Source organism: Pontibacter harenae, from assembly GCF_020907245.1.
GTDB lineage: Bacteria > Bacteroidota > Bacteroidia > Cytophagales > Hymenobacteraceae > Pontibacter > Pontibacter harenae.
The window spans coordinates 53,248-68,698 of sequence record NZ_JAJJWH010000013.1; the positions used below are offsets into that span (position 1 = coordinate 53,248).

At 44.7% G+C, this 15,451-nt stretch carries 7 protein-coding genes; 1 reads left to right on the forward strand and 6 read right to left on the reverse strand.

Going from position 1 to position 15,451, the window contains the following annotated elements; all coding sequences use genetic code 11:
* Nucleotides 1-5: 5 nt before the first annotated feature.
* The 3 genes from LN893_RS08970 to LN893_RS08980 form a co-directional block, all read right to left on the reverse strand.
* Nucleotides 6-440, reverse strand: a complete 435-nt coding sequence (locus tag LN893_RS08970) for a hypothetical protein (RefSeq protein ID WP_229969477.1) — start codon at nucleotides 438-440, stop codon at nucleotides 6-8.
* A gap of 603 nt (nucleotides 441-1,043) precedes the next feature.
* Complete coding sequence (locus LN893_RS08975) at nucleotides 1,044-2,294, reverse strand: metallophosphoesterase (protein ID WP_229969478.1); 1,251 nt, start codon at nucleotides 2,292-2,294, stop codon at nucleotides 1,044-1,046.
* A gap of 219 nt (nucleotides 2,295-2,513) precedes the next feature.
* Nucleotides 2,514-5,300, reverse strand: a complete 2,787-nt coding sequence (locus LN893_RS08980; RefSeq protein ID WP_229969479.1) for an outer membrane beta-barrel protein — start codon at nucleotides 5,298-5,300, stop codon at nucleotides 2,514-2,516.
* 499 nt (nucleotides 5,301-5,799) lie between these two features.
* On the opposite strand from LN893_RS08980, the gene LN893_RS08985 reads away from it, so the two are divergent.
* Nucleotides 5,800-9,126: a ThuA domain-containing protein gene (locus LN893_RS08985; RefSeq protein ID WP_229969480.1), complete on the forward strand. Its 3,327-nt coding sequence runs from the start codon at nucleotides 5,800-5,802 to the stop codon at nucleotides 9,124-9,126.
* Between the two features lie 209 nt (nucleotides 9,127-9,335).
* On the opposite strand, the gene LN893_RS08990 is transcribed toward LN893_RS08985, so the two are convergent.
* The 3 genes from LN893_RS08990 to LN893_RS09000 form a co-directional block, all read right to left on the reverse strand.
* Nucleotides 9,336-10,322 carry an aldo/keto reductase gene (locus LN893_RS08990; protein ID WP_229969481.1) on the reverse strand — a complete coding sequence of 329 codons (987 nt, stop codon included), beginning with the start codon at nucleotides 10,320-10,322 and terminating at the stop codon, nucleotides 9,336-9,338.
* Nucleotides 10,323-10,489: 167 nt separating this feature from the next.
* A complete protein-coding gene (locus tag LN893_RS08995) occupies nucleotides 10,490-12,238 on the reverse strand; it encodes a glycoside hydrolase family 9 protein (protein WP_229969518.1) in 1,749 nt (582 codons plus the stop codon).
* A gap of 121 nt (nucleotides 12,239-12,359) precedes the next feature.
* Nucleotides 12,360-14,870, reverse strand: a complete 2,511-nt coding sequence (locus LN893_RS09000; RefSeq protein ID WP_229969482.1) for a T9SS type A sorting domain-containing protein — start codon at nucleotides 14,868-14,870, stop codon at nucleotides 12,360-12,362.
* Nucleotides 14,871-15,451 lie beyond the last annotated feature (581 nt).

Below are 15,451 nucleotides of genomic sequence, written 5' to 3' on the forward strand. Positions count from 1 at the left end.
TTGTTTCAAAGCAGGTTATACTGTGTAACAGTCAGGGAATTCAGGTACTTTTTTATTCTTTCATGCTTCTCGGTGTTCTCATACCATTCCACTTCGTTTAGTGGCAGAAAATCACCCAACATATCTCTTACTTCATTTAGTAGCGCATCTCCTTTCTTTGTTCTGAACTCTGGGTTTTTATAGAAGGCGCTTATATACTGCACTTTTACTAAACCATTTTGGGTAATGGCCAGCTCTTTTACCTCCACTGTAAGCTCCGAAGATTTATCTCTTTCAGTTACAATCGTTTTATAGATTCCTGTATTTCCTTCTTCTAAAGCAGCTACACATTGCGATCTTACATCTTTTAGAGCCTGCCGCAACCGTCGCTTAGGCTTGATATGGAAGCCATATACATACCCCAAAACAAAGGCGAGCATAAATGTTAAAAAAATTGCCATAGCTTTTATTCTTACTTTTTTATACCAACAATACTTATACTATGTCATACGCAGAACTTAAATGACTGACTAAACCCTTCTGCCAAGTATAAAACGCGACAAAGCGGACGAACTTATACATCAAAAATCGAAATTAACTTTCTGATGCTGTAGCTGTTTCGCTAGTTTAAGCCCTTGCCATCAAATTACTAACGTATGCTTTGGTATAAACTAAGCAAAAACTACGCCTACGGTTTACACAGGCCAAACTTCAAATCGAAAATCCCCTGCTTCTACAGCGCAACTACCTCCTTTTCATGCCTTCAGCATAGTTTTTCATAATATACTTCATTTTGAATTTAAACTAAAGTATAAGCACACTTTTCTTATACATGCAGCAAGCCATAAGCCTAAAACTGTTTCAGCGAAAGCTTAACCACCCTTCAACCAAGTTTCTTAACAGAATGACAGTTGGTTTTATGCAATAGTTAGAACGGGCCGCTCCTACCCCAACGCCCATTTATTGGTTCATCAATGGCAAAAGAGCATGCTGTACATGTGGCACATTAAATACTTCTAACTTTTTAACTTTCTAACTCCCACACTCCTAAACTCTTCAACTCTCTAACTTCTTCTAAGTTCCAGCACCGTTATTTCTGGCCAAATACCTACTCTGCCAGAAAAGCCAATAAAGCCGAAGCCACGGTTTATGTACAGCGATTTCCCGTTTTCCTGTGCCAGACCTGCCCAATGTTCATAGCGGTACTGCACAGGGCTCCATTTAAAGAGAGGCGTTTCCACACCGAACTGCATGCCGTGCGTGTGGCCAGAAAGCGTCAGGTGTATGTGTGTTGGGTGGTCTTTCACGATTAGCTGCCAATGCGAGGGGTCGTGCGACAGCAGTATTTTGAAGGCATTTTCTTCAACGCCCTGTAGCGCTTTGTCTAGATCGCCTCGCTCTATAAAGCCCCTGCCCCAGTTCTCTACTCCAAGCAGCGCCAGGTATTGTCCATCTTTTTCAATTCTAACGTGCTCGTCCAGCAGCAAGCGGTAATCCATATCTGCATGGTGCTGCTTTAAGCGCTGCATATTGGCCTCGCGCGCTTCATCATTCTCCCAATTGGCATACATGCCGTAATCATGGTTACCTAATATAGAAAACTGGCCGTAAGGAGCTTTAATTTGACCGAAGTTGTCCTTGTAAGGCACAAGCTCAGAAGCATGATCGTTTACAATATCACCTGTAAAAACATATAAGTCTGACTTTTGTGCTTTTGCCAGTTCTATACCGCGCTGCACGGCTTCTTCATCATCAAAACTTCCTGAGTGTACATCCGAAAGCTGCGTTATAGTGAAGCCATCAAACGCCTCAGGCAAATCATCAAAGTATAACACCTGGCGGTGCACACGATAGTCGTACTTCCCTTTTGTAACACCGTACAAAAAAGATAAGAAAGGAATACCTGCCATAAAAAGGCCGACCTGGCTTACAAACTTTCGACGGTGTGGCAGCAAAGTTCTATCTCCGTTTCCGTCTTTCCCCTTACCACTGAAAAAGCGAAAAGCAGCTACTCCTACACGGTAAATATCCTCAGCAAACAGTACCAGCATAAACACCAGTTTAGTCACAAAAAGCGTCAGGAAGGCATTTATGAACCACTGCACCAAAGGAGTTGTTTTGTCTTCGGAGAACCGTACATAAATGGAGTAGCCAAAGCCGATTATAAAAGCTATAAAGAAAACCCAGTACAACAAACGCACTGTTTTTCTCAGTCCTTTCGATTTCCAAGTTGATGTTAATTTCTTGACGCCCTGGTAAACATACCAGTCCATGAGGAGGGACAGAATCCCCAGAATAATTACTATACGAGACATGTTTTATTTTTCGTGTTCCTGCTCTCTTTTGGCCATCGCTTTACAAGCACAGCATATTACCTAACGGCATAGCAGCAGGGTAAGATATAAAAGTACAGAAGTCCGCTAAATTTGGTTGAGAATTTATGACAGCTAATAAAATATAAACCTCAACCAGGTTACTTTTAAAAGCACCTGATTGAGGTTTACCAATACAAAACTGTTGTCTATTTTGCTTTACTAGAATCTAAAAATAGTGTTTCTGCCTCCTACTTTACCAGCGAAGTTGCGGATGTTGTAGGTAAATGTAAGCATACCATAACGAGTCAGCACCACCGTTTGTGTATCTTCTATAATGTTTTCGCGGATGCTTCGGTAGGCGCTTAGGTTCTGGTCTAGCGCATCGTATACAGAAAGTTTTAGCTGCGCCCGATCATCTTTCATAAACAGGAAGGTAACTCCTCCGTTTAGCCTGCCATAGTCGTTCCGAAGCCCAGGGGCCACATTAGAGTTGTACCAGTAATCGAAAGAGGCTTCCCAAACAAGCTTCTTAGGTAACCTTATCACTATTTCAGATCTGGAAGTTTTGGTGTTAAACTTCAGGTTATCAAACACATCATTCTCGTATGTGCTGCGCTGGTACCTAAGCGAAAAGGTCTGGTTAAACTCAAACTTATCATTGAGGTTCATCCTGGCCTCTACGGAAGGTTCTAAATTCCAGGTCTGGCTAAAACTACGGATGTCGTTGAACAGCACCAAGGTGCGTCGGTATTCACCCCATAAACGACCACCAATAGAATATTGCCTATTATTATCGTACTTAAAGTCTTTCATAAAACCACCGCTGCTGTAAACCTGCCAGTTGCCATCTGTATTGACAGGTCTGGATGTCTGCACACCGTTTTCGTCTAGGGTGCGCTCGCGGGTAACAGCATCTTCTGTAATATCGCCACTCAAATACACGTCCCAGTTAAGCGATCGCTTGGTGTCGTATTTATAGTAATTGAGGCTTACAGAGTTTGAGATAGAAGGCCTTAACCCAGGGTTGCCGTAGTTGATAAACAAGGGGTTCGTATTATCCAATACAGGCTGCAGGTCAGAGGCATTCGGCTCTCTCATGTTTACATTGTAATTTAAATAGAGCCCTTTCCAATTAACGTTCAGCGTCGGGAAAACATAAAAGAAGTCCTGCTTTATCGTTGGGTTCTGCTGAAACTCATTCGTGATATCCAACGAGGTAAATCGTATACCTGGCTGCACTGTCACGTCTTTTATTTTCCATTTGATGCCTGTAGTAAAGTAGTTACGCCAACCTGTGCGCCTTAGCTCATTCGATAAGCCTGGCACCAGTTGGTTATAATCATTTGTTTCTGGCTCAGCATTATAAGTATAGAGCGCATCATTGTCGTTGAAGTATTCAGAATTGAGACGGAATACAGCACTTACAGTCTTCGAAATAGGCTCATTATACGAAACAGAATTGCTGAACTTAGTGCTATACCTGTCGTTGTTTCGTAACTGATCCAGGAGCGTAGTATTGGGCTGTGGCCTGTAAAAAATATTCTCCGCAATGTTAAATTGATCTTGTAGCGTAGTGCTATAGTCGTAGTTTCCATAGTAGTTAAGGCTTCTGCCCTTCTTCCTGAAGTTTCGGCTCAACGACAACCTGTTGCCTATTGTAAGAGTGTTATTACTATACCTTTGCCTGTTGTTACTTTCGTTTAAAAGTTCGCCGTAGTCTTCGTATGTGTTTGTATAAGCATTTTGGTTTGCTCTGCTATCGGTAATCGTCACCGACGGAGTATAACTTAGGTCGGTTAAAGAATCTACTTTCCAATCTAACTTACCACCAATTCTGTGGCTGTTGTTCTTACTGAACTGGTTTCTGAGCCTACGAGAGGTAATAGTATCCTGCCCTACCAACTGGCTAGAGTTCACGATTTGGTTCAGGTCGGAATCTATGCCTCCATAAAAATACTGCAGGTTCAGTTTTATACCGTTTTTAAACACCGTATTAAAGTTACCGCCCGCACCAGATGATTGTTGAATGCCCTGCCCAGTACCTCCGAAAGAGATGCCGTTCAAAGCAAAGCCGCCGTCACGCATCACCATCATCGAGTTAAATCCGCTTCTATCAAATCCACCTATTCTGGAAATCTCCTCAAAGCCAAAGCCTGGCTGGTTCAGGTTATTTGAGTAGCCGAGCACGCTCAGCTGCATGGTATCGCGGAACATGTTCAGAATACCGCCGCCCTCATAGCGTTCATCTGTACCAGCCCCTCCATAAACTTTCCCAAACATGCCTTTCTTAACACCTTTCTTAAACTTTAGATTGATGACCTGCGGAATCTCTGATGCTGGCATGTCAGGATCGCGGCGCAGGGCCTCTGGGTCGTTCATCACCTGTACCTTCTCAATCACGTTGGCTGGTAGGTTGCGGCTGGCAATTTTTGGGTCGCTCCCAAAGAATTCTTTACCATCCACCATTATTTTACTCACCGCTTTTCCGTTTACCCTGATGTTACCAGAGCCGTCAACACTTACTCCTGGCAACTTTTTCAACAAGTCCTCTACCAATGCTGTTGGCAAGGTTTTGAAAGAAGCCGCATTAAATTCCACCGTATCATTTCGCACCAGTATAGGCGGAGTTTCAGCCACAATCAGCACCTCGCTCAGCAGGTTCGTAGAGGTCTCCATACCTATTTCTCCTAATTGGAGGGTAGGCTGCTCCGTTGTAAGGGTAAACTCTTTTTTGTACACGCCATAACCCATCATGGTAATAATTACACGCAGGCGCTTTTCCTGCGGCAGGTTCGGGATCTTAAACATACCGTCGTCGTCACTCATCCTGAACGTAACCAAAGTAGTGTCCTGGGCAGTGTACACCGAAACCGTAGCGTAAGGCAAAGGATCCTTTTTTTCTTTGTCTATTACCTTACCGCCCAACTCACCTTTACTCTGAGCATGGGAAACTGCAGGAAATAAAACAAGAACCAGGAAAAGTAGAAAAGGCAGAAGATGCTTCATAGATGAGTTTGTTTTCCTACAGTAGCAGGCGCTGAAACATATGTTTTTATTAATTATTCAATAATAATGAAAAACATGCATTTTATAACTAAGCCTTTAATCACTTTAACTTTTATTTAACGTTTAGACACTAAATAGTAGCGTGAGCATAGTTTTACAATGAGGGAACATTAATCAAATGAATGCCATAGACTTATAAAAAGCTTTGAGGCACCAAGTTTTGTAGTGTTCCTTCTCCAAAGCTTGAGGCTTAACCAATTTCTACTTGCTGCTGTACATTTGAGCTGTCAAACAAAACTCCAGTTTATAGATGAACACAAATAGCAGTAGCCCTCCCACTAAGGCATGGCAAAAAGAGGAGATGTTGTGAGATAAAAAACCGATTTCAGAACGGAGCTAAAAGCGTTTTGTATTAGCTTTCCTCTGCAATCTTCCTTAAATTGATTTCACTTTAAACAGCATATCAATTAGCCCTTTTTCTTTAAGCAACTTCTGATAAATGACACCCCTACTACGCTCTAACAAAATCATTTATTTTTTCTCATTATTGCTACTTGTTTTATTCTCTAACTGCTCTGGCAACAAAGAAAACCGCATCCTTATTTTCACTGGCAACGGATCGGATGAACAAACAACAGCTGAAGGTGTGAAAGCACTCGCAACTTACGCCAAAGAAAGTAGCATTAAGTTCGACACCACCAGCAATGCTAACTACTTTACAGAAGACTCGCTGAAGCAATACGGAGCTATCGTGTTTCTGAACACCTCACAAGATGTACTGGACACCCGACAGCAGAATGAATTTGAACGTTATGTGCAGGCAGGCGGTGGCTTTGTAGGTGTGCATGCAGCGGCTTCGTCGCAATACCAGTGGCCTTGGTACAACCAAATGCTTGGGGCCAAACCTGCAAAAGAAGCAAGCAAAGAACGTACGCCTATACAGCAGAAACTTCAGACCATTATTAACGGCAACGTGACCGATACTTGGTCACAAACAGATGTTATAATTCCTTTTGAAGCCCATGCCAGCAACATAGAAGTAATGGCAACAAATGAGCAAAAGCAGCCTGTGTCTTGGATGCGGGAGTACGACGGCGGACGCATGTTTTACACCTCTGCTGGTGGCACAACAGAAAGCTATCAGAACAAAGCATTTATGGCACACCTGATGGGTGGTGTGAAATATGCGCTGGAAGGACACGCGCTTAACTACAAGAAAGTCCGTACCGAACAGGTGCCTGAAGATAACAGATTCCTGCAAGTAAAGCTGGATTCTTACCTGCATGAGCCAATAGAGATGGAGGTGCTAAACGATGGGCGGGTGCTGTTTATAGAGCGATTAGGAAATGTGAAGTTATATGACCCTCAGAATCGCGCCACCAAAGTAATTGCCACACTGGACGTACATACTGAAGGTAACTACGAAGATGGACTGCTTGGCCTGGAGTTAGACCCGAGCTTCCACAAAAATGGCTACATCTACCTCTACTACTCCCCTGTGGGCAATAATCCTGTACAAAATCTTTCAAGGTTCAGATTGCTAGGCGATAGCCTGATCATGCGTTCAGAGAAAGTGGTATTGCAGGTGCCAGTGCAGCGCGAAACCTGCTGCCATTCTGCTGGAAACGTTTACTTTGGCCCCGATGGCTTCCTATACCTATCAACAGGCGACAACACCAGCTCTAAAGAATCGGATGGTTTTACGCCGATAGATGAACGACCAGAACGTGGCCCCTTCGATGCCCAGAAGTCGTCGGGCAACACACACGACCTGCGCGGTAAAATACTGCGCATACAAGTAGAGCCTGATGGCACTTACACCATACCTCCTGGCAACCTCTTCCCGAAAGATGGCTCGCAAGGCAGACCTGAAATATATGTGATGGGTGCCCGAAACCCGTACCGCATCACCGTAGACAAACGCGGCTTTTTATACTGGGGCGATGTGGGCCCTGACGGTGGCGAGGCAAATGCCCGCGGCCCGAAAAGCCAGGACGAGTGGAACCAAGCCAGAACACCAGGCAACTATGGATGGCCCTATTTTGTAGGCGATAACAAAGCCTACGCAGACTTTAACTTCGCCACCAACGAAATTGGCCCTCGCTTCGATCCGAACAGGCCTTTGAACGATTCACCTAATAATTACGGCTCTAAGGTGCTGCCCCCTGCCCGTAAAGCCATGATTTGGTACCCATACGAGGCTTCTGAGGAGTTTCCGATGCTTGGTACTGGCTCCCGCTCTTCTATGGCTGGACCTTTCTACTACCTGAACGATTACCACAAAACGCGCTACAGGTTCCCGAAGTACTACAACAATAAAATGTTCATTTATGAGTGGGCCCGCGACTGGATAAAAGTACTCTCGTTTGATGAAGAAGGTAACTTGCAGAAAATAGAGCCTTTCTTGGCTTCTCAGCAATTCTCGCACCCAATCGACGTTAAGTTTGGACCAGACGGTGCCATGTATGTACTGCAGTATGGCGCAAACTATTTTTCACGTAATCCTGATGCAGAGCTCATTCGCATTGAATATGCAGAAGGTAACCGACAGCCTGTAGCCATAGCCAGTGCTACAAAAACAGTAGGAGCCGCTCCTTTTAAAGTACAACTTTCAGCCAAAGAATCTTTCGATTATGATAAAGAAGACGAGCTGCAGTATAAATGGGAATCTGGTGCAGGAGAAGAATCTTCAGAAGCAACCCCTACTTTCACTTACACTAAACCAGGTGTTTACCGCCCAAAGCTTACAGTTACAGACAAGGAAGGCGATAAAGCCACAACAGAACTGGAGATAAAAGTAGGTAATGAGGTACCACAAGTAGCTATCGAACTGGCTGGTAACAAGACCTTTTACTCCGATAACAGAATCTTGACCTATAAGGTGAAGGTGCAAGATAAGGAAGATGGCAACTTAAACAGCGGCATAGCGCCAGCACAAGTAAGGTTTGCCATTGATTATCTTTCCGAAGGAAAAGACCTTGCCCTGCTACAGTCAAACAGCCAGTCAGCGGAGGGTGTATCGGTAGCACACCTGAAAGGCAAAAGCCTTATCGCTAACAGCGACTGTAAATCCTGCCACGCTATGGATAAAAAATCTATAGGCCCAAGTTATATAGCAGTGGCAGAGCGCTACAAAAACGATAAAAACGCTACACCTTTTCTGTCTAAAAAAATTATTAAAGGCGGCAATGGCAACTGGGGACAAACCATGATGGCAGCGCATCCGCAGCATACAGAAGCGGAAACAGCCGAAATGGTGAAATATATCCTGTCTTTAGCAGTTGGAGCCAAAGCAGGCTTGCCGCTTACAGGTTCTTATACCTTGACCAATCATGTTGGCGGAAGTGAGACGGGTTCTTATATTGTTTCGGCAAGCTACACCGATAAAGGAGATGAAGTGACTGGCCCTTTAACTGGCCGCCAGACACTCATACTGCGCCACCCCAAAGTACAGGCCGAAGACATCGATACTTTTAGAAACGTGGCTCAACAAAGCCCACATGGCGAAGGCCCTACGTTTGTTACCAGCATCAAAGATGGTTCTTACATCGCTTTCCAAAATATCGACTTGTCAGGAATAGAACAGCTAACATTTAACTTGGCAGCAGGCAGAGGCGGCACTATTGAAATTCGTTCAGGCTCCCCAACAGGCAAAGTAGTAGGTTCGGCTACAGTTACTCCCTCAGAAGATGGCAACTCCTGGCGAACTGTCAGCACCAACATAACTGGTGGGGCTGGCATGCAGGATCTGTACTTTGTGTTCCGAAATCAACAGGCAAAAGACCAGTCTCTGATGAACCTGGACTGGATTTACTTCGGAAATTGATGTATAACGTACCCTCTCGTATGATTATTTTATAGCCTCTGGCCGATATTAATGTTATCGTTTCTCCAGTCCAAAGTCCTTAAGATGTAGACACGAGCAGGGACGCTCGCGGCAGCAGGCAAAAGCAAAAGCGCTTCAGGTGCGCGAACATGGTTCGTCGCACCTGAAGCGCTTTTGCTTATATAGTTTATATTGTACTGCCTCTTAGCTTACCACAACTGATGCACAGAAGGCTTAATATATTTCTCATAAACCTGCTGCACGCCCTGCATTTGTTCCACAGACAAGGCAGGCAGTTCAGAAGCCTTTATGTTAGAATCAACTTGGTCTGGTCTTGAGGCACCTGGAATAACAGTACTCACCTCTGGGAACATTAAGACCCAACGCAGTGCCCATGCTGCCAATGGCTCCTGCCCAGGGAACAGTTTCTTCAGTTCCTCCACAGCTTCCAAACCAAGGTTGAAGTCAACGCCTGAGAAAGTTTCTCCTTTATCGAAGGCTTCACCGTTTCGGTTAAAGTGACGATGGTCGTCTACACCAAACTGAGTTTCTTTACTCATTTTACCCGTTAACAAGCCGCTGGCTAATGGCACGCGCACAATAATGCCGCAATCGTTTTTTTTGGCAGCAGCAAAAAACTTTTCACTAGGCTTTAAGCGGAACATGTTGAAGATAATCTGCACCGTCGTCACATTGGAGTACTTCATCGCCATCAGCGCCTCATCCACCAGTTCCACGCTCACACCTAGATTTCTGATTTTGCCTTGCTCTTTCAGCCGGTCAAAAGCCTCGAAAATTTCTGGATGGTTATATACCTCTGTTGGAGGACAATGCAGTTGAATCAGATCTAAAGTCTCCAACTTCATGTTTTTAAGACTGGCCTCTACATAGCCGATCAGCTTTTCAGGTGTATAGCCTTCTGCGGTGTGGGGTTGTATTTGTCTGCCACATTTCGTGGCCAGAAAAATCTCCTCGCTTCTGCTCTTTACAACTTTAGCCACGGCAGCTTCGCTTTCGCCATCGCTATAAACATCGGCGGTATCAATAAAATTAACACCTTGGTCTATCGCTTTATTAATAATACGCTCCGCATTTTCCTCATTAAAAGGATCTCCCCAACGGCCTCCTACCTGCCAGGTACCTAGTGAGACTTCCGAAATATTAAATCCTGTTTTTCCTAATTTTCTATAGTTCATAGTGTTTCTTTTAGTGCAATTATTATGATAAATACCTTTTAGAAGTCTGATAAACTGTTTACCTCAAATCGGCTGTGTTTGTTAAACTAAGAATGACTGTGCCAAAACGAAAGAGAGGCAAAGATACTAATATCCCTGCCTCTCTCCCACTCCTTAAAATTAACTACCTACAAGGCTACCTTATCCTCCAGGGCCTCAATGGCATTTATTAAGTACACTAACGGTGCATTCCAATTGATGGCTATTTCATTGGAAGCGTAAGAGCAATCGTCATCTGAGTACACTTCGTCAGCAAAAGTTGATTGGTAAGTGCCGCAATTATCCTGACGGGCAGCACTTGCGTTTGTGCCGCCAGAAAGCAAGCCAGGTACAGGTTCATCAACGCCATCAGCAACAGATGGCCTGTGGTGTGGATGCATTGTCGATTTTTCTCCGTAGCCTGTTACAAAAGAGTAACCTGTCGCATTGCGGCCCAGCAGGTAGTCTATATTTGTTAAGGCTGCGTGTAAATACTTTTTATCGCCTGTTAATTTGTAGGCATTCACAAGAGCTATGCCTTGATTAGCTGCCACCGAACTACTTCCCCATATATAATCTTTCTCTGTTTTCCCCATCACTGTTCTGTAAGAACGTTGGTTTGCTCCATCCATCAGGTTATCAGCAAAAGACACCAGTCGCTTCTTTATTTCAGGAAGATCCTTTTGAGCTACAGGTGTAAGATTACCCCCGAAACGAGCCAAGGTATAGTAGCCCAGCAAACGCACCTGCGCCCATGATGGCAAAGGCATGTCGTTATCAGGTAGCATATTTACGGCTGTGTAGTAACTGTCTTGCTTGGTAGTTGCATATAGTTCTGCAGCTGCCCAAATAAATTCATCTTTAAACTCTTTATCGCCATAAGCTCCAGTGCTAACCTCTGGCTTATGCTGCTGGCTAAGGGTATTTTGGTCATACTCCACGTTCGGGTTTTTCTGAGCCCACTCCCAAGCCTTTTTCGAGGCGGTTAAGCAAGAGTCCGCTAAGCCAGGAAATTCGCTGCTGTAGTTTCTGTACACGCGGCTAGCCTGTGCCATTACGGCTGCAAAATCAAGCGTGGCTCCCGTGCCTTTCTGCACTACATAACGCGGCTTTTTTGCATCGGCAGGCATAATCATACCTTCAAAAGAAGGATTTGTGAGTTTATGGTACACTCCACCATCTGTAGGGTCCTGCATGGTCAGCATCCAGCGCAGGTTCCACAGTGTTTCGTCCAGTAGGTCGGGCACCTGGTTGTTGCTTTCTGGTATATTTAAGTTCTGCTCCTTAAACTGCTCTGGGAAATCTTCATAAGCTGATAGCAAGGTACCCATTGTTATCCCGCTGTTCACGATGTACTTGTTATAATCACCTGCATCGTACCAGCCACGGGGGCCAGCGATAACGGTGCCTGCAGGGCGCTGGGCTGTAGCAGCAGAAGGATGTACAAGCACATTGTTATCCAAGTGGCCAGCAGGTCGGCTCCACTTGCCTGCATACTGCTCTGGCAATTCGGTAGACGCACGCTGGAAATAAAATCCTTTGATAGCAGCTTTAGCCACCTCTTCATGCACATCCTGCTTTACCTCGAATGGGTAAGAATGACCTACACCTGGAATTTCAAGAACAAACTGACCTGTTTGTGTGAAATCAGAAAAGTCAGCAACACGAGTCGGGCGCTGAGAAAACTCGCCAGGCTTCACTTCTGATAGTGTACCTGTATAGACGGTTTTAGAATTATCAGCAGTTTTAAGGTAAAACTCACCGCCTTCGTTCTCCCCTACTACTACGGCTACTTTAGGCGCATTAGGGTAAAAGCCGATCTGATTTAAACGGATTGCATCGGAAAACTCGGTAGCTGTCGTGCTTGAAAGTTGGCTAGATTGTGAGCAGGATACCATGCCTAAAAACGCTAGTCCGCAGCATGTTCTAATAAGTGTGTTTTTTATCATTATGTATAAAAATGGTTATACAACACCAGACACTTTTCCAGCAGGTGCTGCTTCATTACAGAAATGAATTTTATAGTTTCACGATTTTTATGGTGTTGGTTCTTTTCTTATCAGAAACAACCAAAAAATAAATTCCAGGTTTGAGCTTAGCCCCAACTGTAGCGGTACCTCGGCATACGCCAGTTTCTATTTCGGCACCAAGCATGTTGTAGACTTTGTACTCCAGTTCTAAATCAGACCCTAATTTTAGAGAACTGGTAAAAGGATTCGGTGCATAAGTTACTAAAATTTTCTGTTCGTCCTCCATTCCATTTACCACGCAAGCCGTTCTTCCTGTGTTTCCACCCACACATTCGTTACACTCATCTACAAATGCAGTTCCGTCTAAATCACCATTACAATCGTTGCGGGTGTCGCCGTATACAATACCTCTGCCTGCTGTCGCCACATAAACTCTGCCGTATACCCGTGGGTCACCTGTTATGTCGTTCACGCCGCCAAACTGGTGCGCATCGTCATTTATCCTAATCCAGGTTGAGCCAGCATCATCAGAGCGGAAAAAGCCATTTATGTTATTTACCTTTCCAGCTATGTATACAGCTGGGTATGCTCTGCCCGCTGGCACCTTACCAAAGCCGACTTTTACCGCCTCTTGTACGCTGCTAATTTTCCTGAAATTTCTACCTGATTCTGTAGATCGATAAAGCCCTCCGTTACTGGCAGGGTTCGTAAGCCAAACATCTCCCTCTACATCTAAAGCAGCATACACAGCAGCGGCCCAAGTCTGCCATTCAAACACTGTTGGTAAACCTGTAGCCATTGATGAAAATGCAGCGCCAGAGTTTGTACTTGAGAGTACAGTGCCTGCTTCTGCATCAAACACATAAAATTTGTTGGCATTTACCCGATCAGCAGCAGGCTTCAAATCTCTTTTGGATGTACCTGTCGCAGCAGTCCAACTTTGCCCGTTGTTTTTAGAGTAAAACAAGCCCGAAACACCAGCGGGTGCCCACACTATCGTTTTCCCATCAGCCGATACTGCCACATGGCCTCCTCCGGTTGTGCCCGCTGGGAAACTAGCAAATGCCGTCCAGGTATCGCCACCGTCAGCAGAGTAAGAGCCATATTTCCCGTCAGCATTATTATAGGTGCGCACCATGTAGCTTGGCAATTTCTCTGCAAAAGCAATGCTGGTGTTAGTACCATAAGTAGGTGCCAAGCGACCAGCAGCAGGCGAAGCGTCCAGATCATCATGCTTGAAGCCATCAATATCACCCAGAGCACTTATCAACGGTGCGCCTTCAGAAGGGCTTATAAGTTTAAGCGGCACCGTTTCCTCCAATCCATCGTTCTGAAAGAACCATTTCACGGCGCTGTTACTCTCTGCAGCCGTAAGATCATTGCTGTTGTACAGGCCATATCCAGTTACAAACCAACCATTGTCTGAGTTGAAAGGGTCAATGTCCACATCGCCTATCCAATATGGGGTAGAACTGGCAGCGTAGGGAGCTAAGGTATGGTCCCAAGTGGCATTTGCCAATAGAGGTTTCCAAGTGGCACCTCCATCTGTACTTCTAAAGATTTCATCTCTAGGCCACCACCTGTTCAAGGTAGATACCATGAGCGTATTTGGCTTCTGCGGATCTAGTGCTAATCCCGCGTACCCTCCCTGTCCTGATGGCGGATTGATAGCTGTAAATTGGTTTGTGCCTGTATTGAGTTTATAAACTGCTCCAGCCGTTACTCCATTTGGACCAGGTCCGTTGGCGTAGGTCAAGTATAAGGTTCTGTCTGCTGCCAATGCTGCCTGGTGTGGCATGTAGTTTGTTGGCTGGTTTGGTACTGCCTGCCAAGTGCTTCCTCCGTCTGTGCTTCTGAAAAGATTGTTACCTGTTTGCAGCACGCCTACATAAATAACTGGTGTTGCGCTATCCGCAGTTCCACTCGTTTTATCGAACAACACAAAGGAAATACCGCCAGAACCTATAGGCGATGTAGCCACTGGAAAATTGTTCACTTTGTTCCAGGTTGCTCCATAGTCTGCGCTTTTCCAGAGACCGTTGGTACTGGTTCCTAAATATAATACGCTGCCAAGATTAGGATCTACCCGCAGCCTTTCTCCTGCCGAGCGCCCGTTTTCGTTACCGCCCAATTTAATTGCCTTATTTAACAAATCAGTTCTGGTCCAGGTGTTGCCTTTGTCTGTGGAGGATAGGATGGCACTATAGCCTGCCCAATCCTGTGTGTATAGTCCTGTTGCCAGGTAAACTCTATCTGGGTCTGATGGATCTGTAGCAAGACTCAGCACACCTGTGTAATCCTGCTCGTTTCTGCCTAAATGATCTGTGAGAGGAATCCAAAACTTTTTTTCAGCATCCCAACGATAGGCACCGCCTACATCGGTACGGGCATATACTAAATTCTCTTCTGTTTGGCTGTATACTACTCCTGTTACAAAACCACCGCCATGCATCTGCACGTTCTTCCAACGGTAAGGCTCAATAGTTTGTGCCAACGCAGCAAAACAGAAGCATAGGATACTAAAAGCTATTCCTACTACTTTGGTAAAGGTTCTATTCATAAAAAGAATCTAAAGCTGCAAAACACAATAATTTTAAGTGATTGCTCAACCAAATATACCTGATAAACTCTGAAGCACACAGTATAAAATGTTTCAGACATACACCCATAATGTTAAAACATTAAAAGAATAGGCGAGAAAAGCTTTATAAGGATAAAGTAAGTAGTGAAGCTGTGATCTTTCTGCCTATTCTAGGCAGAAAGATCACAAACAAGCAATAAAGTAACTTGAATCTGGATACCACCATTTTTGAAGATGATATTTTGGATCTTAGCCTCTGCCTCGGGGTCCAACCACCCCTGCCCCTCTGGGAGTTTGCTTTAGCTTTATACTCTGTTGTTGTGCCATCGTTACGGGAGCTAAATTTATGCAGAAGCTCTAGTTTTGTTAGGTATTTTGCCAGCATGAATGAAACGGTAACGCTATCTATACCGCCAGTTTGAGCGAAGTGGTAACTGGTGGTGTTATTTGATGAAAGACTATGATTTGCGTGGGTATAAATTCGCAAGTCACAGACTTGCATCATGCACCGCCACAAGTTATGCTGGCGCTAAACTTGCGGCATGATTAGGCATACCTAG